The organism is Paenibacillus radicis (ex Gao et al. 2016) (genome assembly GCF_014641555.1).
Lineage (GTDB): Bacteria > Bacillota > Bacilli > Paenibacillales > Paenibacillaceae > Pristimantibacillus > Pristimantibacillus radicis.
Genome location: NZ_BMHY01000004.1, coordinates 65,134 through 88,200 on the forward strand (window position 1 = coordinate 65,134; position 23,067 = coordinate 88,200).

The 23,067-nt window shown below is 48.1% G+C and carries 19 protein-coding genes; 16 read left to right on the plus strand and 3 right to left on the minus strand.

Going from position 1 to position 23,067, the window contains the following annotated elements:
- Position 1 precedes the first annotated feature (1 nt).
- Positions 2-1,783, minus strand: a complete 1,782-nt coding sequence (locus tag IEX98_RS11890) for an IucA/IucC family protein (protein WP_188889424.1) — start codon at positions 1,781-1,783, stop codon at positions 2-4.
- A gap of 21 nt (positions 1,784-1,804) precedes the next feature.
- On the minus strand, positions 1,805-3,040 hold the full coding sequence (locus IEX98_RS11895) for an MFS transporter (RefSeq protein ID WP_188889425.1): 1,236 nt from the start codon (positions 3,038-3,040) through the stop codon (positions 1,805-1,807).
- A 234-nt stretch (positions 3,041-3,274) separates the two neighbouring features.
- Between IEX98_RS11895 and sbnA the strand changes: the two genes are divergently transcribed.
- From sbnA to IEX98_RS11960, 13 genes are all read left to right on the plus strand, one after another.
- Entirely contained in the window at positions 3,275-4,276 is a 1,002-nt protein-coding gene (sbnA, locus tag IEX98_RS11900; RefSeq protein WP_229692122.1) for a 2,3-diaminopropionate biosynthesis protein SbnA, read from the plus strand.
- Between the two features lie 40 nt (positions 4,277-4,316).
- On the plus strand, positions 4,317-5,324 hold the full coding sequence (gene sbnB, locus IEX98_RS11905) for a 2,3-diaminopropionate biosynthesis protein SbnB (RefSeq protein ID WP_188889827.1): 1,008 nt from the start codon (positions 4,317-4,319) through the stop codon (positions 5,322-5,324).
- Positions 5,325-5,362: 38 nt separating this feature from the next.
- Positions 5,363-6,568, plus strand: a complete 1,206-nt coding sequence (locus IEX98_RS11910; RefSeq protein ID WP_229692126.1) for a type III PLP-dependent enzyme — start codon at positions 5,363-5,365, stop codon at positions 6,566-6,568.
- On the plus strand, positions 6,565-8,388 hold the full coding sequence (locus IEX98_RS11915; protein ID WP_188889427.1) for an IucA/IucC family protein: 1,824 nt from the start codon (positions 6,565-6,567) through the stop codon (positions 8,386-8,388). Before IEX98_RS11910 ends, IEX98_RS11915 begins: the two co-directional genes overlap by 4 nt.
- Before the next feature lie 11 nt (positions 8,389-8,399).
- Positions 8,400-10,259: an IucA/IucC family protein gene (locus tag IEX98_RS11920; protein ID WP_229692175.1), complete on the plus strand. Its 1,860-nt coding sequence runs from the start codon at positions 8,400-8,402 to the stop codon at positions 10,257-10,259.
- 133 nt (positions 10,260-10,392) lie between these two features.
- Entirely contained in the window at positions 10,393-11,385 is a 993-nt protein-coding gene (locus IEX98_RS11925) for an ABC transporter substrate-binding protein (protein ID WP_188889428.1), read from the plus strand.
- Positions 11,386-11,455: 70 nt separating this feature from the next.
- Entirely contained in the window at positions 11,456-12,445 is a 990-nt protein-coding gene (locus IEX98_RS11930; RefSeq protein ID WP_229692127.1) for a FecCD family ABC transporter permease, read from the plus strand.
- Between the two features lie 26 nt (positions 12,446-12,471).
- The gene (locus IEX98_RS11935; protein ID WP_229692128.1) at positions 12,472-13,443 is read left to right on the plus strand and encodes a FecCD family ABC transporter permease; all 972 of its coding nucleotides are present in this window, start codon (positions 12,472-12,474) and stop codon (positions 13,441-13,443) included.
- Between the two features lie 25 nt (positions 13,444-13,468).
- A complete protein-coding gene (locus IEX98_RS11940) occupies positions 13,469-15,073 on the plus strand; it encodes a helix-turn-helix domain-containing protein (RefSeq protein ID WP_188889430.1) in 1,605 nt (534 codons plus the stop codon).
- Between the two features lie 356 nt (positions 15,074-15,429).
- Positions 15,430-16,239 carry an RNA polymerase sigma factor gene (locus tag IEX98_RS11945; protein ID WP_188889431.1) on the plus strand — a complete coding sequence of 270 codons (810 nt, stop codon included), beginning with the start codon at positions 15,430-15,432 and terminating at the stop codon, positions 16,237-16,239.
- A gap of 5 nt (positions 16,240-16,244) precedes the next feature.
- The gene (locus tag IEX98_RS11950; RefSeq protein WP_188889432.1) at positions 16,245-17,243 is read left to right on the plus strand and encodes a hypothetical protein; all 999 of its coding nucleotides are present in this window, start codon (positions 16,245-16,247) and stop codon (positions 17,241-17,243) included.
- Positions 17,244-17,337: 94 nt separating this feature from the next.
- On the plus strand, positions 17,338-17,829 hold the full coding sequence (locus tag IEX98_RS11955; RefSeq protein ID WP_229692129.1) for a GNAT family N-acetyltransferase: 492 nt from the start codon (positions 17,338-17,340) through the stop codon (positions 17,827-17,829).
- Between the two features lie 233 nt (positions 17,830-18,062).
- Positions 18,063-19,502, plus strand: coding sequence for a hypothetical protein (locus tag IEX98_RS11960; RefSeq protein ID WP_188889433.1), 1,440 nt, complete (start codon positions 18,063-18,065; stop codon positions 19,500-19,502).
- Between the two features lie 20 nt (positions 19,503-19,522).
- Here IEX98_RS11960 and IEX98_RS11965 read toward each other — a convergent pair whose 3' ends face one another.
- On the minus strand, positions 19,523-19,885 hold the full coding sequence (locus tag IEX98_RS11965) for a winged helix-turn-helix transcriptional regulator (RefSeq protein ID WP_188889434.1): 363 nt from the start codon (positions 19,883-19,885) through the stop codon (positions 19,523-19,525).
- Between the two features lie 507 nt (positions 19,886-20,392).
- Between IEX98_RS11965 and IEX98_RS11970 the strand changes: the two genes are divergently transcribed.
- The 3 genes from IEX98_RS11970 (at position 20,393) to IEX98_RS11980 (ending at position 23,024) form a co-directional block, all read left to right on the plus strand.
- Positions 20,393-20,767, plus strand: a complete 375-nt coding sequence (locus IEX98_RS11970) for a hypothetical protein (RefSeq protein ID WP_188889435.1) — start codon at positions 20,393-20,395, stop codon at positions 20,765-20,767.
- Positions 20,733-20,939 (plus strand): hypothetical protein, encoded by a 207-nt coding sequence (locus tag IEX98_RS11975; protein WP_188889436.1) that lies wholly within the window; start codon positions 20,733-20,735, stop codon positions 20,937-20,939. The genes IEX98_RS11970 and IEX98_RS11975 overlap by 35 nt, the downstream gene beginning before the upstream one ends.
- 501 nt (positions 20,940-21,440) lie before the next feature.
- Positions 21,441-23,024: a hypothetical protein gene (locus tag IEX98_RS11980; protein ID WP_188889437.1), complete on the plus strand. Its 1,584-nt coding sequence runs from the start codon at positions 21,441-21,443 to the stop codon at positions 23,022-23,024.
- The last annotated feature ends 43 nt before the right edge of the window (positions 23,025-23,067 follow it).

Below are 23,067 nucleotides of genomic sequence, written 5' to 3' on the forward strand. Positions count from 1 at the left end.
TTCAGCAGCTTTTAATCGGATTGGGAATGTTGACATAGAGCGGTGTCTCGCCACGCTTGTGAAAGCGGCTAAGCAAATTCGCTTTGGCAGGAAGATAGTCACTGTTCAACAAATCGTCCAGCAAATTCTGCATAGTTGAACGATCGGATTCTTGTTTCATTTGCTCCAGCGTGAGCTTCACCGTGTGCCAGAATGGCTGTTCGGCTTGACCTGAATGGAAGGCGAGCCGCTGGATCAGATGGCAAAGATGATTCACGAAAAAATAATACTTAAGACGATGGCGGGATTCCGCCTCACTATACAGCACAGGGCTATCCTCTTCAATGAGATGCTGCATCCAATTCTCACGCCTTGCGATCTCTTCATTCACACTAATTCCCTCAAGATCCCGCACATAAAAGACGGCCGGCGTCCCTTTGTCCAAGCTCAGCATCGCGTTCTGAACATGAGCTTCAAGGCTGATTCCGGTTTCTGTATAGAGACGAAGAATCGGCAGCATCGACAATTGCAAATAGCGTTGCAGCCATGCGATCCAATCTGGATCTGGCCCTCCCTCAGGCAGACTTTCACGGACAGCCCGGAACAGCAGCGGCTCTTCTTCGCCGGGAAGCACTTCAAGCAGTGAAGCGAGCACATAGGGAGGCTGATCGGAGGAGCTGCATGCCTTCGGTGCTTCTCTCACAATCATCGAGAAGCTGGCCAACAGATCTTCATTAAGAGAGCTTACGCCAGGAATGCCAACGGTCCGGTAGCCTTCCTCCAGCAGCAACTGAAACTGCTCAGTTGTATACCGCTCTCTCACCGCATGAACGACTTTAGCCGCATCCAGAGTGCGCCGCAGCTGCTCGTAGTTGTTCTCACGAATGAAATTCGTAATTCGGATATGGAGCGACAGCTTGAAGAAGCATTGCTGTTCGGGGCTCCAGACGGTTCGCACCGAGGAGGTGGGATAAACAGTCGGACCAGTCAAGCCCAAATCTATGAGCTGCTTATTATGGATTAACTGCTGCACGGATTCTAGCGAAAGCAAGTAGTTTGCTTGCCACGGATGGCAAGGAAGGATGACGTAGTCCGCATATTCGTCCGAGAGCTTGCTGCGCGCAGCGGCTTTCATCGGCTCGGGAATCCAATTCGCATCTGCTTCGCTGAAGGAATCCATTAGCCAATCCTCGACCACGCAATCCTGCGCCACAGCAAAGCCGTAAAGCGAGAACGCAGTTCCGTATTCGGGAGAATAGACGCGGCTGTCCGTTTCACTAAAGCCCTCCAGACTCTTGGGCGTTGGGTGAAACGGGTGTCCGCTTAAGAGTGATTGCTCGCAAGATCGGAAATCAAGTGCAGGCAAGGGCTGCTGGCTTGCATGACGGAAATACCCTTCCATCCGGCGCGTACTGTTCAGTAACAGTGTTTGCAGCTCCAGCTTTTTCAGCTCCCGAGATTCGGGATCTTTCTCTGCGAAGGACACTTCATCCAGCAACAGGTTAACAATCGTTTCAAAGCCAACCTCTTCTGCATGTGCATGTTCCTCGGTGAAAAACGAATCCCCAAACACATGATGCCCCCCAGCGGAATGATGCCGCAAAGAGCCGTATAGCGTCTTCTGCAATTGCGGCAGAACAACTTTGAGCGTAAGTTCGGGACGCAAGGGACTGCTGTAGCCCGGAAAATGCTGACCGTTCTCCCGAAGGTACGTGTTTAATAACCGGCTTAAACTTTCCTGCTGCGATCTGACGACAGCATCTGCAGCCGGGGATGATGAATCTAGCTTGGTATTTAATTGCATAGCGGGACTCCTTTCAAATTGTCACTCAGACGACAGCTGAACATTTGACCTTTGCGCATGAACAGGAAGCTGCCAGAACAGCAATGAAGCTGCAATCATGACGCCGCACATGACGAAGAAAACGGATGACATCCCCAAGTGAGCACCCAGATACAGTCCAATCGTAGGGCCAGATATTTGGCCAATCATCAGCAGGCTGTTCGTTGCCCCGACCCTGACTCCCCGGTCAGAGCTGGAGGAGGAGCGGAGTACGGCAAGCATTACGGTTTGTAATAAAGCGCTGTAGAAAAAGCCCTGCAGGAAGCGAATGAGAAGCAGCCATACGATGCCTAACGGAACGGTCTGTGCCGCCAAGCATAGAGCGCAAAGCACGCCTGCGATGACGAGATTTCGTTCAAGCCGGTTCCGGTCATTTCTTCTGCCCCACCACGGAGCACCGATGAGTTCGCCAAGAGACGACACGGCGAGCAGCAATCCGACAATCGTTGCACTGCTGGCAGGGGAGTGGAACAGTTCCCTGATAAACGGTGTGAAAATAGCGAATATGGAGAAATCGACCAGCTTGAACAGCATGCCTGCAGCGACAAACCGTCTTACGAGCGGCTGCCGGACAAGGGATAGAAAGGCCGGTATAACGCCGGTGCTTTTGATTGCCGAAGCTTTTGTTCGCTTCTCGTCTTTATCCGTCAGAATGGATGCGGCGATCACGCCAAGCAGTCCCGTCAATGCTGCCGTAATAAACAGCAGAGGACGGCTGCCCCAAGTGCTGACGCATAGACTGCCAAGCAACGGGCCGGCAAGCAGACCGAGGGCCGACGCCCGCTCCAGCCTGCCTAATGCAACCCCTTGCTCTTTATGCGGAGCATGGGTTCCGACAAAGGCGCTGCTGGCGTCCGAGATGCCGCCGAAGGCTCCCTGGCAAAGCCGGAATAGAAAAAACTGAAACGGAGTTTGCGCAACAGCCATTAGAAACATGCTTAAGGCTAGGCCAAGCAAGGCGCGAACGACCATCCACTTCCGGCTCCAACGATCGCCAAGCTTGCCCCAGAAGGGGGTGAGCAAAGCGTAGGACACTGCCGGAGCGGAGAGGGAGAGGCCGGTCCAGAGCAGGATATCTGCAGTCGTTCCGGCCTTCATATTCTCCAGATAGAAGGGGATAAAAGGGCTGATTCCCGTTAATCCCATACTCGTTAAAAATCGGCCTCCCCACAAAATTCGAGCATTTTTTTGCCAGGATGCTAGTTGTGTAATCGTCATGTCACCTGCCTTTGAACCAAATGGAAAGCGATTGCGTGATACAGATTATCAACAATAATAATCATTGTCAATTAGAAAAAAAGAAAAAATATCCACAAAAAAAAGAGCTTGACAGGAAGAAGTTGGGAGTTCCATAATGGGCATGTATTTTGCTCATGAAAACAATAATCATTATCAATTAGCGAAAAAAGCGGCAAAATACCCATTTATCAGGAAGAAAGCTGGTGTGTTCACATGGAAAAATTGCATCTCGCGAAAAAAATGCCCGAAGCGGTGGATGGCATTATCGATTGTATCGGTCAAACGCCATTGGTCCGCTTGAATGCCCTCTTCGCCGCGCCTGGACCTGCGGTATATGCCAAGCTCGAAATGATGAACCCTGGCGGAAGCATGAAAGATCGTCCCGCCCGGTATATCATCGAGCAGGGCTTAAAGGACGGAACGATTACGCCGAACACGCACTTGATCGAAAGTACCTCGGGTAATCTGGGAATTGGGCTTGCGATGGCTGCAAAACGGTACGGATTGAAGTTTACTTGTGTTGTCGATCCGAAGATAACGTCTACCAATCTCCGGCTGATCCGGTATTTGGGTGCTAACGTGGACATGGTGAAAACACCCGATGAGCAAGGGAGTTATTTAAAAAGCCGCATCAGCAGAGTAAAGGAACTAGCGGAGCAGGACCCTAACGCCTATTGGATCAACCAGTATGCGAATCCGTTGAACTGGCAGGCCCATTACCATGGTGCGGGCGAGGAAATCGTCCAGCAGATGGGGGATAAGCTGGATTATCTCGTCTGTGCCGTAAGCACGACGGGCAGCATACTTGGCGTTTCCAGAAGAGTGAAGGAAGCGCATCCGAATGTGAAGGTTATTGCAGTTGACGCCGTAGGCTCTATCATTTTCGGGACACCGTCACGCCAGCGTGAGCTGCCGGGCATTGGTGCGAACCGGGTGCCGGAATTGTTCATGCCGGATGAAATCGATCAAGTGATCCATGTCGACGACCGGGATTCTGTGGCCGGATGCCTGATGCTGATGGAGCGGGAAGGAATATTTGCTGGCGGTTCCTCGGGTTCAATTATTGCCGCGCTGCAAAGGCTGCTGCCGACGATCCCGGCCTCTTCCTCCGTCGTCACGATATTGCCAGACCGCGGAGAACGCTATTTGGACAGCGTTTACGACGAGAAATGGGTTAATGCTTTGCCGCAGCACCATGTTGAAGTCATTCAATAGCCAATCTGAAAAGGGAGTGAATCGTAAATTGGAAACGACGATGGAGCATCAAATTTTATATTTAAGCAAGCAGGATCTTATCGAGCTGGGAGGGGCTCATTCCGATCCTTATGTTGCTGCAGTTAGCCGTGCGCTTGAACTGCATAGCGCGGGAGATTATGTGCAGCCGCTTAAGCCATACTTGCGGGCAGCGGGAGAGAACGGCCATATTGCCGACCGGATTATTGCAATGCCCGCCTATGTCGGAGGGGAAACCGCGATCAGCGGACTGAAATGGATCGGCAGCAAGCATGATAACCCGGCGAAACGGAATAAAGAGCGGGCAAGCGCATTAATCATTTTGAACGATCCCGAGACGAATTACCCCGTTGCCGTCATGGAGGGAAGTCTGATCAGCAGTATGCGCACTGCTGCGGTTACGGTTATCGGAGCGCGTCATTTGGCCAAGGAGGGTTTCGAAGCTGTCTCTGTCATTGGCTGCGGCTTGATTGCAAAGATGCAGATTATATCCCTGTTGGAGCAGTTCGGCACTATCAAGACGGTTCGCTTATTCGACTTGAATCCGGAAGCCGCCGGACGGCTGGCGGAAGAGATACAGCTTCGTTATGTTCACATCGAGGTCATCGTAGAAGAGACTTCGGAGCAAGCGGTCCGTCAGGCAGAGGTGCTCGTTACAGCTACGGTCGCATCTGCTCCGCATATTCCGTACGAATGGCTAGCTAAGGGGACGTTTGTCAGCAATATTTCGATTATGGATTTGCATAAAGATGTATTCATTCAGGCGGACAAAGTGATAGTGGATGATTGGGACCAATCGAACCGGGAGAAGAAAATTATTAACCAGCTGGTGCTGGAGGGCAAGTTCTCACGGGAGCAGCTGCATGCCGAGCTAGGCGAAATTCTAATCGGACGCAAGCCCGGCCGGGAGTCGGACGATGAAATCATCGTCTTGAATCCGATGGGCATGGCGGTGGAGGATATCGCTAGTGCGGCCGAGCTGTACCGCCGGGCACTGTCGGCAGGAAAGGGAACGGTACTATGGCTGTAGTGCTTACGGGACAGCATTTACACAAGGAGCTCCACCGCATGGCGGAGGTCGTTCAGGAGCGGAAGCAGCGGCAAAACGAACCGTTTTGCGCCTATCTGCATGATCTAGACGCTTTGAAAGTGCAGACGGCAAGCCGGGCGAGCTCCTTACCCGAGTTTTTCAAGCTGTTTTATGCGATTAAAGCGAACTCGGAAGAAGCAATTTTACGGGCGCTTGCCCCTGTCGTGCACGGCTTTGAAGTAGCATCGCTAGGGGAAATCAAGAAGGTTCGCCAAGTATCGGCCGATATTCCAATTCTGTTCGGAGGGCCTGGTAAAACAGAGGCGGAGCTGGAAGGCGCTTTGCAGCATAACGTGCATCTGATCCATGTCGAAAGCGTTCATGAGATGAACAAGCTGAATGCTATAGCGGGCCGGCATAACAAAAAAGTGTCCGTCCTGCTGCGGATTAACTTGAAAGGTCCGCTGCCCCAAGCCAAATTAGCGATGGGCGGCCGCCCTACACAGTTTGGCATTGAGGAGGAGCAGCTGCCTCAAGCGATGGAGCAGCTTCAACAGCTGCCGAATTTACAGGTGGAGGGTTTTCATTTTCATTCCTTGTCCAACAATCTGGACGCCGAGGCACATGCTCAATTAGTGCGCTACTATTGCTCCTTGGCAAGGCGTTGGGCAGAGACTTACGGCTTATCGCTCCGTTATCTGAATGCCGGCGGCGGCTTAGGTGTGAACTACGCGGAATTGGAGCAGCAATTCGACTGGAATCATTTTGTGAATCAATTAGGCAGCTTGGTAAAGGAAGCGGCTAGCCCGGACATGATGATCTACTTCGAGTGCGGCCGTTATATAACGGCATCGACGGGTTATTATGCGGCGGAGGTGCTCGACATTAAGCGCAATCACGGCAAGTATTATGCCGTAGTTCGAGGAGGAACGCATCATTTCCGTCTGCCGTCGTCATGGCAGCACAGCCATCCGTTTCAGGTTATTACCGTTGATGAATGGCCTCATCCTTACGAGCGGCCTTCGCTCGATGATGAAAAGGTTTCCGTCGTCGGCCAATTATGTACGCCAAAGGATGTTCTGGCTCAGGACGTGCAGATTGACCAGGTGCGGGTGGGGGATATTTTGTTATTCCCTTATGCGGGAGCGTACGGCTGGGCGATCTCGCATCATGATTTTTTAAGTCATCCTCATCCTGAGCACATCTATTTGGAGTCCAATGCAGAAATTGGAGGTGGCGTATGAGCGAGTCCGTATGGTCCATCGTACAGTCCAAGGAGTTAGCTATCGTGAGAAGGCGCATCTTCCGGCAATTAATCGAGTCCTTCTTGTATGAGCGGATATTAACAGAGCCTATTGTTCAGGGGGAGTCCGAAGCTGAATATAGTCTGCACGGTCAAAGCGAAACCGGAGAAGCCGTTCAATACCGGTTCACTGCTTCCCAGAAATGGAGTTTTGGACGAATCCGTCTTTCGGAAAAGCCTGTTGTGCGTATCGCGGAGGGAGAAATCCGAGAAGCGGAATCGCTTCCCCAGTTTATACTGGAAATCTCGTCTTCGCTTAACGCGAAAGTAGAGAGAATATCATCGTTCATCGATGAGATTCAACAGACGCTCCTGAAGGATACGATGTCGGTGCTGCATCACCGGAAGCAAGCATCGGCTTCATCCGCTTCAATGACGGCAGTTTACGATGAGTGGGAGGGTGATCTCATCGAGGGACATCCCTATCATCCTTGCTATAAATCGCGAATCGGATTCACGCTCCGCGACAATGAAGCGTATGGGCCGGAATTCAAGCCGGATCTCCGTCTGATCTGGGTAGCCGTTCATCGTTCTTCTGCAAAGCTGTCCATATCCCGCGACTTGGATGATACCGCTTTTATGCGGCAAGAGCTGGGTGAGGACTACGGCAGATTTGCCGCCATCCTTGAACAATACGGCAAACAGCCGGGAGACTATATTCTAATGCCTGTACATCCTTGGCAGTGGGATCGGGTTATTGCGCCGGAGTTCGCCGAGCAGTTACGCACAGATGAGTTGATCTATCTCGGTTGCGGATCGGAAGTTTACCGGCCTCAGCAATCCATCCGGACGCTGGCGAATACGAGCGATCGCAGCAAAGCCTATGTCAAGCTGCCTATGAATATCACGAATACATCATCAGGACGAATTCTAGCGCAGCATACGATTATGAACGCAGCTCGCATCTCGGACTGGCTTGGCAGCATCGTAGCGGAGGATACTTTTTTACACAAGCAGGTTATCTTGCTGAAAGAGGTGCTGGGGGTATCCTATCACCATCAGAAGCTTCCCAATGTGCTGGAGCAAAAGGTATACGGCTCGCTTGGTGCGATATGGAGAGAGAGTCTGCATGGTTTCCTTCTCGAGGGTGAAGAAGCTTATCCGTTTAACGCATTGGTTCATACAGGCGACGACGGACAGCCGCTTATTCATCCATGGATTGAAGAGTACGGCTTGGAGGAATGGCTGCAAACGCTGCTTCGGGTGTCGCTTGTCCCCTTGGTCCATCTCTTGTATGCACATGGCGCGGCGCTGGAATCGCATGGGCAAAATATGATTATCGTGATGGAGCGGGGCAGGCCACGGCGCATTGCCTTGAAGGACTTTCACGATGGCGTCCGTTATTCGCTTAGCGTGGAGCAGCCCCGGGAATATCCGAATATCGAATATCCGCCGGCGAATCATCAGCGCCCCAATCGGAATTCGTTTATCGAGAAGGAGAAGGCGGGGGAGTTAACCGATTTCTTGCTGGACGCACTGCTGCTTATCAATCTGGCGGAGCTCGCCTTCTTTCTGGAAAAGCATTACGGCTTATCGGAACGCCGCTTTTGGCAAATAACGGCCAGCGTCATTCAGAATTATCAAAAACAATTCCCGGAGCTGCAAAGCCGATTTGACCTCTTTGACGTGTTTAAGGCAGAAGTCGAGGTCGAGCAGTTAACGAAGCGCCGGATTGATGATGGAACAATAGACTGTGTGCACTGGGTAAGCAATCCGCTCCATGCTTACGCACCGGAGCGCTATTCATACTACGGGGAGTGAGCCATGTGCGTATGGTGAAGGTGAACGGGAAGGCAGAATCCGGTGCAAAGCCGGATGGAATGCAATCATTTGAATTTTATCGCGAAGCTATGCAGTCCCCGCATTATGTTGCCGTAAGGAGAAGAATTTTTCGCCAATTGGTGGAGTCCATGCTGTTTGAGGGACTGATCTCGTATCACACGGAGGGTGAAGAAACCCGCATTGACGGGGTTGGCCTGGACGGACTACCGATTGCTTATCTGTTCGGAAGCGAACGCCGCTATACCTTTGGGCGAATCCGGCTAAGCCAAGAGCCGGTCAGAAGAAGAGCCGGAACTAGCGAATCGGAGGCCGATTCTATCGCGCTTTTTTTGCTGGAGGTTGCTGCTGGAGCTGGAGCGGAGGAAAAGAAGGTGCTTCATTTCATTCAGGAACTGGAGCAGACGTTAATCAACGATACTCTAGCGCAATATAAGCGACACAAGGACAATAATGATCTGCATGACTTGTCCGACGAGGATTGGGAGAATGGCATAATGGACGGTCATCCCTATCATCCGAGCTACAAGTCGCGCATTGGCTTCGATATTGCGGATCAGCAGCAGTACGGTCCCGAATTCGCCGAATCGATTCATCCTGTTTGGGTTGCCGTTCATCGCAGCCGGGCAAAGCTCAGTCATTCCGCTCTGCTTCCTGAACCAGGTTCATCCAATTGGCTGAAGGAGCAGCTAGGGGAGAAGGAGCTGAAGCGGTTTGTGAATGGTATTCGGGATGCCGGAGCTAATCCTAGTGATTATGTTATGCTGCCCGTCCATCCTTGGCAATGGCGAACGACGATATCGTCGGTGCTTGCTGCCGATATACGAAGCAAGCATATTTTGCCGCTTGGCAGTACAGAAGAGGCGTACACGGCGCAGCAGTCTATTCGCACGCTGGTGAACCGCACACGTCCAAGCAAACCTTATCTCAAACTGTCGCTGAGCATTTTGAATACTTCGACTGGCCGCATACTAGCTCCCCATACGGTAGAAAATGCGCCCGTCATTTCGGATTGGCTCAAACGGATCGCTGCAGGGGATACCTACCTGCGCGATGAGCTGCGACTGATCCTGCTTGGTGAAGTTGCAGGTATCGCTTACGAGAATAGTCACATGCTTGCTCCCTTGCAGTCCAAATCCTATGGCACGCTGTCATGCATCTGGAGAGAAAGCTTGCCGATGCATTTGGATAAGAGCGAGACAGCTGTTCCGTTTAATGCGTTATGCGCCGTAGATCCCGCTGGCAAGCCATATGTTGGGCCATGGATCGAGCGGTTTGGTCTGGAGTATTGGCTGAATGAGCTCCTGAAGACAAGCGTGAACCCGATTATTCATTTCCTGTATGCGCATGGCATCGCGCTGGAGTCCCATGCTCAAAATATGGTGCTTGTGCTGCGCGAAGGGCTCCCGGTCCGAATTGCATTAAAGGATTTTCACGACGGCATCCGGTTTGCCAGGGAAGGGCTAGCGAATCCGGAGGATTGTCCAGATTTGGCGCAAACGCCGGCGTATCATCAGCGGGTGAACCGGAATTCGTTTCTGGAGACCAGCGATCTCGAAGCGGTGCGGGATTTTGTACATGATGCCTTTTTCTTTATTAACCTCGGGGAGCTGGCGATCTTCCTTCAAGATCATTTTGGCATGGAGGAGAGGATGTTTTGGAGCAAGGTACGCGGTGTGATCGAACAGTATCAACAACGATTCCCTGAGCATAGAGAGAGGTTCCGACAGTTTTCCCTATTTGAGCCCCTTATCGGAGTGGAGCAATTGACGGCGAGACGGTTATTTCCGGATACGGAGCTGCGTATGCATCAAGTCTTTAATCCGTTATCTCATGATGATAAATTGGATTAATTTGGATATTTATGCTGAGTGTTAAAAAAAGTACATGAGATGAATAAGTTTCTGCATGGACACTTTTTGAGGTTATACGTTATCTTATTAATAATGGTTATCATTCTTAATTAGACACAGGAGGAATTTAGGCATGTTGGCAAGCAAACGGGTAAGCGGTTTGAAACGATGGGGATCATTATCTCTTATCGCATTGGTGATTCTGATCCTCTCCGCTTGCGGAAATACGGGATCGAACAAAGAAAATACAGAAGCTGCGGGGGCAGTCAAAGAAAATCCGCCTGCGGCGACGACGGAGACGAGCGCGGAGCGGACGGTAAAAGACGCGTACGGAGACGTGAAGATTCCGGCTAATCCTTCCAAAATCGTCGTGCTGGATATCGGCGCACTGGATAACTTGCTGGAGCTCGGCATTAAACCAATCGGCGCGCCATCGATTTTGGCTGCGGGCGATCCTTATCCGGCTTACTTGAAGGGGACGGAAGGCATTCAGAATATCGGTTCTGTCAATGAACCGAATCTGGAAGCGATCGATGCCTTGAAGCCCGATCTGATTATCGGCAACAAAGATACGCATGATGCGATATACAGCCAGCTGGGGCAAATTGCTCCAACAGTGTTTGTTGAAACATTAGGCGTTACGTGGAAAAACAATCTTCAGCTTCATGCCGAAGCGGTAAACAAATCGGAGGAAGGGAAACAACTGCTGGATGCTTATCAAGCGCGCATCGATCAGTTTAAAACCGATTTGGCAGCCCAAGACGTGAAGAAGGTATCGCTGTTCCGGCCGCGTGCGGATAAGATTCAAATTTATTTGAAGGATACGTTCGCTGGCACGATTATGACAGACGCTGGCGTACAGCGTGTTGATTCGCAAAATGTGGAAGGCTTCTCGAAGGATGTAACGGAAGAGCAGATGACAGAGCTGGACGGCGATGTTATTCTCTGGTTCAACAGAGAGCCGGATGCTTTCGCCAAGCTGGAGAAAAGTCCGCTGTGGACTTCCTTGCCGGGCGTTCAGAACAAGCAGGTTAAACCTGTCGACTGGGAATATTGGATGAGCGGACTCGGAATTCAAGCAGTAAATAAAGTGGTTTACGATCTGCACTCCTTTTTGCTGAAATAATGATAAGATTGGGTCGTCCTATCGACGGCCCAATCTTTCTTCATTTCTTTTACAATTAGGAGGTATGGGTGTGACGTATAGATGGACCGGATTCATCTTTCTATTTGTCTTAGTCGGCTTTGCGTTGATCGCAAGTATTGCCTTTGGTGTCGTTCAAATTTCTGTTTCTTCTATTATAAATGCGATCTGGTCGTTTGACGGAGCTTACGATCAATTGATTATCCGTTCCGTCCGGCTGCCTCGGGCTTTGATCGCTGCAGCAGTAGGCGGATCACTGGCAGTCGCCGGTTGTCTCATGCAAGCACTTAGCAGGAACGGTCTTGCCGGACCGGAAATATTCGGTGTTAACAACGGGGCGGCTTTGGCGGTAGTTATCGTCTCGATCGTATTGCATTCCACCTCGCTTGCCGTTTTTACATGGGCGGCGATGGCAGGTGCTGCAATAGCGGGTGCAACAGTATTTCTGTTAGGTTCAATAGGGAGACAGTCCTTGACCTCGATTAAGCTTATTTTAGCCGGAGCAACCATTAATCTGTTATTCGCATCCCTTACGCAAGGGATACTCATTCTAAACGAACAGTCTTTGGACACGATGCGCTTTTGGCTTGCCGGATCGCTTACAGGCAGAGATTTGCAGCTGTTTCTCCAAGTAGTTCCTTATATGATCGCAGGTTTGGCTGCGGCGTTCGTTCTAAGCCATCATATGAATGTGATTGGCTTGGGGGAGGAAATGGCTCAAGGATTAGGCCAACGCATAGTTTTGATTAAAGTGCTTTGCATTGTGGTCAGTGTATTGCTTGCCGGCAGCGCTGTTGCGATCGCGGGTCCTATCGCGTTTATTGGCCTTGCTATTCCGCATATTGCGCGTGCCCTCGTTGGGAGTGACTACCGTTGGGTTATCCCTTATTCCGCTTTGCTTGGTGCGTTGCTATTACTAATTGCAGACATTGGTGCACGATTCGTGCTTCCGGCGCAAGAGGTCCCCGCGGGTATCGTAACAGCCTTCTTTGGTGCGCCGTTTCTTATCTATTTGGCACAGCGAAGGGGGAGGACGAAATAATTCCTTCTATTATAAAGGACCGCTGGTTGAGGGTCGTAATTGGCTTGCTTCTATTAAATATACTTGTACTGTTGCTGAGCATCGTTATCGGCGAAAGAACGGTCCCAATAGGGGAAGCTCTTCGAACGGCCATTGAACTCGGCGGCAACGAATATGCTTTCACTGTCCGCCAAGTGCGGATGCCGCGCGTACTGGTCGGTTTTTTGGCAGGCTGCGGGCTGGCATTGTCCGGAAGTATTCTGCAAATCATCACCCGCAACCCGCTGGCTTCTCCTGGCGTCATCGGTCTAAACTCGGGAGCCGCTGCCGCTGTGGTGGCCGTGCTCGTTCTGACGCCAGGTTTATCGATGAGTCATTTGCCTTGGATTGCTTTTGCTGGCGCATTGGTTACGGCTTTAGCGATCTATCAGCTATCCTGGAAAAAGGGCAGCTCAACCGAACGAATGCTTTTGGTCGGGATTGGGATATCCGCTATGGCAGGTGCACTCATAACTTATTTATTGACAGTGGGTAAAATCTTTAGAGTATCCCAAGCGTTTACTTGGATGGCCGGAAGTTTGTACGGAAGAACCTGGGAACATTTCTGGCCGCTTTTGCCGTGGATTATTGTTCTGTTCATCGTGCTGCTATTTTTTAATCGTCACCTTGATTTAATGCAGTTGAGCGACGGATCGGCAGTTGGGATGGGCCTTCGGTTGGAATGGACGAGATTTGCCCTAATATTGTTAAGTGTAGGATTGGCAGGGTCCGCCGTAGCGATGGCCGGCACGATTGCATTTGTCGGATTGATGGCGCCGCATATGGCTTCCCACCTGGCTGGTACCCGGAGTATAAAACGATTGCCTGTTGCGGCGTTAATAGGCGGGTTGATCGTGATGCTGGCTGATTTGCTTGGACGAACGATTTTTACGCCGTATGAAATTCCAGTAGGGTTAATTACGGCATTGATCGGGGCGCCATATATGATTGCTTTGCTCATTCGCCGGAGAGCTATATAATTAGAAGAAACACGATGATTGTTCTATGAAAGGCAGGTGCCTGATGCTGTCTCACGTTAGCCAGACGCACGCTCATTCGCTATACCTGTTCTCGTCCGTGCGAAAAAGAAGGTTTACAGGCAGGTCCGGGGTCCGAACCTACCGTATTCCTGCTTATGTACTGTGCTTTATTACAGAAGGCGAAGGTGTCGTTCTCATGGACGGCATGCTTTGTGATATTAAACCGTTCGAGCTCTATTTGCTTGTGCCTGGCATGATTGTCGAGCTATCAGAACGAACGGGCGGATTTTCCTATTACGGTGTATTTTTTCGCCCTGTAACATTAACGAAGACAAAAGGTGGGATGAGCTCGTCGAGCTCACTTGCTTTGTCAGGTCCGTTTCGTCCGGGACGCATACCGGTTGTTCATCCGCAGCAGATTTTACAGCGGATTCTTCAGATGTACGAAGACAGCAGAAATGAAGGGGAATATGACCAGTTGTCACTTCGGCTGCAGTTGGAGCAATTCATTCACGGGATTATGATGAGCACGCCAGAATCAGGTCAGCAGAAAGACGAGAGGCTGGACCGGAGCATTGCCTTTATGGAGCAGCATTATATCGATAAGATTAGCATCGGGAGATTGGCAGAGGAAGCGGGGATGACTCCCGCGGCATACTCCCGTCTTTTTCTGAAAGTAACGGGGTCGACACCTGTTGAGTACTTGGGCATGATCCGGATGAATAAAGCGAAGGAACTGTTGAATAAAAGCCACAGCCGCGTTAAAGAGGTGGCGGCAAGCGTCGGCTTTCGAAGCGAGTTTTATTTCAGTCGAATGTTTCAACGTACCGTTGGCGTTCCTCCTACTATATATATGAAGCGCCAATCCTTGCGGGTCGCGGTGGCCTCATCGCTTGGGTTTCAGCAATATTTGCAATCCATCGGAATTGAGCCTGCCTACTCGCTTGATCTGTTTCATTATCCCGGAGTCAATGAAAGTGAATATGCACAGCGGTTTCACTGCCAGATGGAGGAACTGAAGCAGTCCGCTCCCGATCTTATTATTGCGGATCATTATCATACCGATTTTAAGGATAACTTTAAAGAAATTGCCCTTCCGGTTATTCTCGATTTGTCATTATGGGATTGGAAATTGAATTTCATCAAAATTGCGGAGCTGCTCGGCCGGGAGAGCGAGGCAGATCAAGCGATTGCCCGTCTAGAATTACGTGCTTCAGAAGTAAAGCGGGCTTTGCAGATAAAGTTGGGCAAAAGACGTGTAACTCTTATGCAGGCCAGCCATCGCACCGTCGGTATTCAGGGTACCGGAGGACATCCTTTAAATGAATTGCTCTATCGTGATCTTGGACTCGAGCCGGGTATTCCGGTAATCGGTGATATTTGGAGACAAGAGATGCCGCCTGAAGCGTTACCAATGTTAGAAACCGAGCATCTCTTCATACATAAGCATCATGTATTGGCCGGCAGCGAACTGATGTACCAGCGATTGATTCACAACGATGTCTGGCATCGGATTCCTGCGGTAAAAAAAGACAAGGTCACCCTCATCGATAATTGGTTTGCGATGAGCTGGACGCCTATAGGCAGGCGGTCGATTATGGATCATTTGCTGAAGTATGAGCCGGAATAATTGGGTTTTAATATTCCTTCCGTGGTATATTGTTTGCAGAGCAGTTCATCCTTAAATAGAAAAACAGAGGAATCAAGTTTGCTCAAAGGCGATTTAGCCGAGGAGAGAAGGACGGCCAGTGATGGTTCGTCCTTTTTCGTGTTCGGAATACCGATCTATTAGCGATATAGAATAGGATTTTACTAACGCTTGCAGCGCTGGAAGCACATCGGGTACGATAGTGACAGGACTTTCCATTCTTATATATAACCGTCTCATGAAGATTAAATGGCTTATCATAATTTTTTTCTGAATAGATGATAGATTCGTTAGCGCTTTGGCATCAATAGAGATGGAGAGGCGAAGGGAGCTTAGCGATGAGGGGAAAGGCTGATGAGGCTGCGGGTATGAATGAATATGCGGATTCTTATATCGATTTAAGTGTCGAGTCCAAAAGCATGGCGACAGAAAATAGACTTGAATCGATGTCGGAAGAGCAGCTCACAGCGATGGCTACAGAAGGGAATAATCAAGCTTTCGGGGAGCTTGTCCGGAGAAATCGGGCAAATATGTATAAATGGGCTCGCTCGTTAACGCAAGATCATCATGTCGCAGAGGATGTCGTCCAAGAAGCGCTGGTCCAGGCGTTTCTGCAGGTAGGCCGATTGGCCGACCAGAACCGGTTTGCTGCTTGGCTCGCGCGAATCGTTCGCAATCAAGCTTATATGAAGCTTCGAAGAGGCGGGCTGTATGCGAAAGAGCAACCGTTCACCGGAATTACTTCAGCCGGAACGATTAGTCATGGGCAAGATATCGACCGCGTCTTATTCCAGCTTAGCCGCCGTTATGAGGAGGATGCCTCAAGGCATACGAGTGATCCTGCTGCCAATTTGCTCCGGAAGGAGCTCGTGGATGGCATACGGCAACTCTTTTCTTGCTTGAGTCCGAGGGAGAAGGATATATTCGAAGCGCATTTTTTCCGTCAGGTCTCACCGCATGAAATTGCCATCGTCCTCGATACTTCGGTAGCGAACGTCTATAACAGCATCTCCCGCGCACGCGGCAAGCTTCAACGCGAACGGCTTCGGCTTCAGATCAGTTTGTATGTGAAGCAGCGGCGAGATACCGGCAAGCCGAAGGCAAAGCTTCTTGCACCTCCGATACTTTATAATCCGAAGGAGTGTTAGTTTTTATGGGGAATCGTCCTGATTACACAAGCAACTATACGCATACGAATCTGACCGATACAGGCTCTATTTACTCGATTTTGCAATATACAGAGCGCAAAAATCTTTCGTTAGTCGAGGTTGCCGGCTATACAGCCAACGCATTCCGCATTATTATCGATAGGGAGCGGGTTAATGTTGCGGGATATTCAGCCTTCGAGTGGCCGCTTCATCATCAAGAGCAGTTTGCCAACTTAGGTTTTCAAACTCGCTATGCAGGCGGTCCAACTGAAATTCCTCCAACACCGGAAGAGCTGGAGCAAGCTCTTGAACTGGTACAATGGAGCTTGGACAGAGGCATTCCCGTTCTTGCCTGGGATTTATTCGTACCGGAGTTTGGTGTAATCTACGGATATGACGATGATTCACGTATGCTGCGCTGCCGCGATATTACACAGGACGGCGAATTGCCTTACGAGAAGCTCGGGCGCGGTCAGGTGCATGAGCTGTATGTGATGGCAGTGACGGCTTTCACTCCGGTGGCTAAAACAGAAATGCTGCGGGGGGCGCTTCAATTAGCCGTTATTCATGCGCGCACGCAGGGCTATAAGAGGGAAGATTCGCAATACCGCAACGGACTTGAAGGTTATGACGCATGGATTGAAGCACTTGGCAGAGGTGAAGTAGATGTGTACGGAAATGCCTTGCACGGCTTGTATGTATACGACCAGCGGCTGTTTGCTGCACAGTTTTTGAAGCATATCGCAGAGGAGCAGCAGTCGCTGCCGGATGCCAATGAACGGCTGGTTACCGCAGCCAAGCAAGCGGCTATTCATTATGACAAAGTTGCCGATGCGCTTGCTGAATACTGCCTGCTGTTTCCTTTTCCAAAGGGTGGTGACCCTAATGCATCCGATCAAGCAGAGACGGGGATCCGGTACTTATCGGAAGCCAGAGCTGCAGAGGCGCAGGGTGTAACTTATCTGGAGGAAATGCTGGCGGTGCTGGAAGAACAGCTGGTATAACAGGGAGGCTGGACATTGGAGAGCTATGACTCCCTGTATAGGAGACAATGAAGCATGACATAAGGGAGGTCATCTTATCCAAATCAGAAAAGCAGTGTTAGCGGATGCAGCAGGAATTGCCCGCGTTCATGTCGATAGCTGGCGAACCACATACGCCAACATCATTCCGGATGACTATATGAAAGCCCGATCGTATGAAAGTAGAGAACAGTTATGGATAGAAGTGATCCCCCGGAATATCGTAATTGTTGCGGAAAATGAGGAAGGAAATATAGTCGGCTTCTCCGATGGCGGAGAAGAAAGAAGCGGTAAGTATCCGCAATACGACGGCCAGCTAAACGCAATCTATCTTTTGAAGGCGTATCAAGGGCAAGGTTTGGGGAAGAGGCTCGTACAATCCGTTGTTCATGAGATGAAGCAGCTCGGAATGAATTCGATGCTTGTTCACGTATTGGAAGCAAATCCTTCCCGTTTGTTCTATGAGGGGCTTGGCGGGAAGCTAATCGATTCGTTTGAAGCAGAGTTTGCTGGAGAGAAATTAACAGAGCTCGTGTTAGGCTGGGATGATATTGATTCCATACAATAAACGTACGCAATAAAATTATAGCGAAATAGTTGACGGCAAAGCCTATGATGATGGCTTTGTCGTCATTTTTTTGCCGTATCAAAAATGATCCTATGGCACAAAAGTAATCTTAAGCTACAAAAAAGTGCGTACTATTCAGTCACTTAATTACTTGATATTCTACATACACGGTACCGTTGATACCATGAAATTGCCGCTTTGAAAGATAGAAACTTAGAAACGAGGTGTGATGGATGTCGGAATATCAGCTTACTTTGAATGACAAGCGTATTGCTTGGGGAGCTTTGCTAGATGTTGAGCCGCTGATCGGCAGCTTTAATGATGATGAGGACGCAATTAGAAAAGGAACGAGCACAGTACTGGATTGGAATCTGCCGAGTGGTATATACCGGGCTAAAGATGCAGTTATTGGGTTAGATAAGTTATTGGAGGCCATGCTTGTACAGCTTGGCGAACCGATAAATAGCGATCCGACTGTGCTACTGGACAGCCTGCAGGCTAATCTTGCAGTCTCGGGACGCGAATCATCCTTACCGCTTGGTCCCTTGGCTTTCGAGGATTGGCCCGGCAAGGAGCTTACCGGTCAGGCTAAACGCATAGGTGAGCAATTAGTCAACTGGGCACGAGAGATCAACTCACAAAAAAGAGCTCTGTCACAATATGGCGAAGAGACGCTTGAAGAACTGGAATTTAGAAGCCACTGCTATCATCATAAATTAACACCAGATGCTGTTGCGCAGGTTTTTGGACCATCAGGCGGCTCGCGAGTTATGCAGCTATACAACGAATATATCCATCAATTTGTTTTGCTAAGGGATGCTTTGCTTCCGTTCTCTAATTGGGAGGAAGTTCCATTTGAGATCAAGGAGCATACTGAGTATAAAGGACTGAGGTTCATAGAAGCTGCCCGCAAAGCCTTTTTAACTCAGTTGCTTGGAAGGGATCTGTCACACAAATCGATTGTTCAATATGCACAGCATGTTGTCTGTTCAGATCTGTCCAAAGCGGGGTATGGCTTTCAATACCGTTTGGGAACTATTTTGCCAGCAAGCTTGGGAGTCTCTGCTCTGGACGCACCACGTTATCTCTTGAAGTGGCATCCGGTACAAACCATCAAGCTTGATGAAGCAGCCGAGCTGACCGCTGTTTCATTCGAATATGCATATGAAGATTACTATGCAGCACCTCGCAGCGAAGCAGGGAGTGGTACAACGGAGAAGGCTGACGTTCTTGTTCTTTCGGATTCGAGCGGGCTTTATGCTTGGCAGCCTTCAAAAGCGCGTTTGTCTCCACATACAGATGCGGACCGGACAAAGCTGAATTTCATTATAGAAAAGGATGGCCGTGAGTATGCAGTAGATCTTGGGCAAATGTTTAGAGGTCATCGCTTTTCATATCGGCCTCTAGGAAGCGAGAATAGGGAGATCTCTTCTGATAAGCTGCCAAGGTTAAGCTATCATCATGCTATAGACATTTTGTCACATCCTGGATTAGTTACGAATACCGAAGGGGTTCATTTCATTCATACAGGGACCAATGAGCTTGTCTCATGGGCGGTCTTAGGCAAGCTGTACCCGGAAAATGTAATTCTATTGGATAAGGCTGATCGTGAGGAACTATCGGCAGCTCATGCCGCAGGTAAAGGATATGGTGCCAAGTTCTTCGTCCTATAAATTTTTCTCAACTATCTTATTCAGGCATGCTTGTTACTCGATTGCGATGATTCATTGGTGAAGTTATTTATGTAGGTGGTGCCGAATTGACATAACATATTGAGCATAGGGGTCATTTCTTCGCCTAGTTCGGATAAGTAATATTCTACTTTCGGCGGAGCAACGGGATAAACTTTTCGAACAACAAGACCGTCACCTTCAAGCATCCTTAATTGCATGGTCAGCATGCGTTGGGTTGCCTCAGGGAGAAGCCGCTGCAGCTCATTAAAACGCAACGACCCCTTCGATAAATGATTTAAAATCGATATTTTCCATTTGCCGCTAACCAAGTTCAATACAATTTCCGAGGTACATCGATAGCTTTTGTCTCTAAAATTTATCATGAATGACACATCGCTTTCGTTGGATAGTGAGAATAAGTTACTTCCTTGATCAATTCCGTGTAAATCAATGAAATTAGTGGTTAAAACTATTATCTTCTATATGATATGTTGAAGTCAAAAATAAAAGATAGGAGCAGCGATAAGCTGCTCTTTTTTTATGACCTGGGAATTTTGGCATATGTAAAAAGTCTCATTTTATATCCTTTTAATTGAAATTAAGGATTATATATTAATATTAGAGGTGAAAGTGGTAACCCATTCTCATGCGATGGATCTCCGCAGCGAGACGCGTTCCTATCAGAATGTAGATTTATCAATCCCGGATGTCATGCAGAGAGATACAATTCGCGGCTCGTTGGCGCATCGATCACCGGAACGATAATGGGTGTTGTGAGGGATGAGGTTCAGCTTCAGCTGAATTGCGACCAGAAATGGAGCATTGGGACATCTCATCTGTTTCCTTATTCAACTATGTATGCTTCAGATGATCAGACCGGATGGTACTGCATGCCTGAAAAGGATGACAGCGCCCGTCTTTACTTTCCTAATGCCAAGGAAGCAGAAGGTATCGCGTTAAGCTCTGTTCGTAAAAAATTACCCGAGGCGGCACGATCAGCCCCACCGGCATCTTCAAATGGTACCGTCGCTGGAGGGACTACTACGGTTGTACAGCAGGAGCAGCTTCAGCCGATTATAAATTACGATAAGGACTTGAAGGAAGAACTGATGGCGAATCCCAATACGAAGTTATTGCTTACGCCAACCGGGCAAAAGATTACCTTCGAGGAGGACAAGATTACGATTACCGGAGCAACCGGGGGGAGCTACGGCAACGGAGGTCTGACGATTGTATCAAACGAAGCTGTGGCAGCAGTTTCTTGAGCATGAAGTGCTGCCGCTTCGCAATGCCAAAATACGTGAGCTGCCTTCTTTCTATACCAGTAATACGAGGGAGATAGCAGACGGTATTGTCTCCTTGTTTGATGTTTTATGTAAACAGATCAAGCTAGAACAGGAACGGGGAGAGCTTTCGGCATACAGTTCAATGTACTAGTCCTTGATGCGTACAAGACTAATGCAAGATGACCCTGCTTATTTGCTGCATTTGAGTGACCAGCACAAAAGAACTAATTCTCCTATCAACGGCAACATGTATGATGCGGGCTGGATTTTTCAATATATGGATCAGTGGTTTGAGGAATGTAAGATTGGCCGAAGGCGATACATGAACAGGATTGATCGTGCAGAACTTCAGGTATGGTTAACCAGTTAGCTGTATCCTTTTCATGTCTACATGGTTCATTTTATTTGTCGAATTTGATAGAATTATATTAATTCGCTACTTACTAGTTAATTAAACTTATCCCTAAATAATAATTTAGTTTCGAGCAGTGAACGGAAAATAATTAATAATATACTCCATGGAACGGAAATCAACATGCAAAGATATGATATATTATGGAAGCATGAAAGTTATTGCAGTACGGATTCGCAGTTGTACATACCCAGACAGACAAATTTGAATCATTATCAGAAACTTCAGGAGGCTATTATCATGAAAGTAATAAAAATTATTATGCTGGTCCTAATAATGAGCTCACTAATTCCATCAGTTTCTTACAGTAATGTTGAATCAAATCAAGAGAACAATTCATTAGATATTAATCAAAATAATAATTTGAATTTATTACATAATCCTAGTTTTGAGATGGCTGGAACTAATGGAGTTGGAGAGGGATGGCAATATTGGAGAGGAGAAGAAGCTGAAGCCGATATTACACTCGTTAATAGTCTGGTTTCAAGCGGATTACAAGCACAGAGAATATCGGCTTCAATTTTAAAGAAAGATAGTTTCGTTGCCTTGACCCAACTCATACCAGTAAGCCCGAATAAGCCATTTTATTTAGGCGGAAGATTTAATATTGAACAACTGAATAATGCTAAAATCCAATTATATGCAGATTTTTTAACCGCAGATTCGTCATTTATTACATCAGTAATATTTGAATTAAGAAATGATCTAAAGGGGACTTATATCACTCTCTCTGGAAATAATATTGTCCCTCAAGAAGCAGCATCGGTGAGGATATTTGCACTAATTCGAGCTACTTCAGATATTGGTTCAGGAATCATATACGTTGATGATCTTAATTTCAAGTATACCTCGGAATCTAATTTAGTTATGAATGCAGATTTTGACCAAGTTGAAAATCAAAACGCAATAGCAGATTCATGGTTCCCGATTGTAGGTGGCAAAACTAGTTTGTCCGTAGTTACTTCCCCAATTTCTAGTGGAGGAACTGTACAACGAGTTACGTCTTCAGAATTGCCGTTACATCAAATCGGAGGAATTTATCAAATATTGAAAGTTGATCCCAATAGGGAATTTCGAATAAGTGTAAGGGTTAGAGTGGATAGCTTGAAGGATTCAAAAATTCAGTTATATGCTGACTTTTCTGATGCTACTTCACTCCTCCAAACTAACATAGTTGATATATCGACAGTAACCAATGGTGATTTTATTACTATCAGTGGGAAAGGTAAGACCCCCGACAAAGCAAAACATCTTGCCTTATACACATTGATAAGAAGCTTAAGTGATTCTGGAGCTGGAGATATTTATGTTGATTCTATGAGTTTTAGCTATCAATTGGAAGAGGAATCATTTGATAACGCAAGCTTTGAATCATTTGAGGGATCCGGTATTGCGAAAGGATGGAGTTATACAGGTATTAGTAGTTTTATTCAAAAAGAAAATATAAGAGTTTCCGATGGAAAATATGCTCAAAAAATAAATACGTCTAACCTCCTGAAAAACCAATTTACAGGAATAAGTCAAAGCATCATAGTTCAACCAAATAAAGATTACACAATAAGCGGAAGAATACTAGTTGATTCTCTACAAAATGCAAATATGTACTTGCAAACAGATTTTTATGGACAAAACGGTATTATTGCTAACAAATCCAATATAGTAGAATTATCACGAACAACTTTTGGAGGTTACATTACCATTTCAGGCATGGGAACTGTTCCAGAGGATGCGCATTATGCTAAAGTTCAAGTTATTATTAAAGCTAAAGAAAATAGTGGTGCAGGTGTTTTCTTTATTGATGATATGAGTTTCCAATATAACTAATTTATTGAAGAATGCCGGCTTCGAGAAAAGTGACAATAATTCT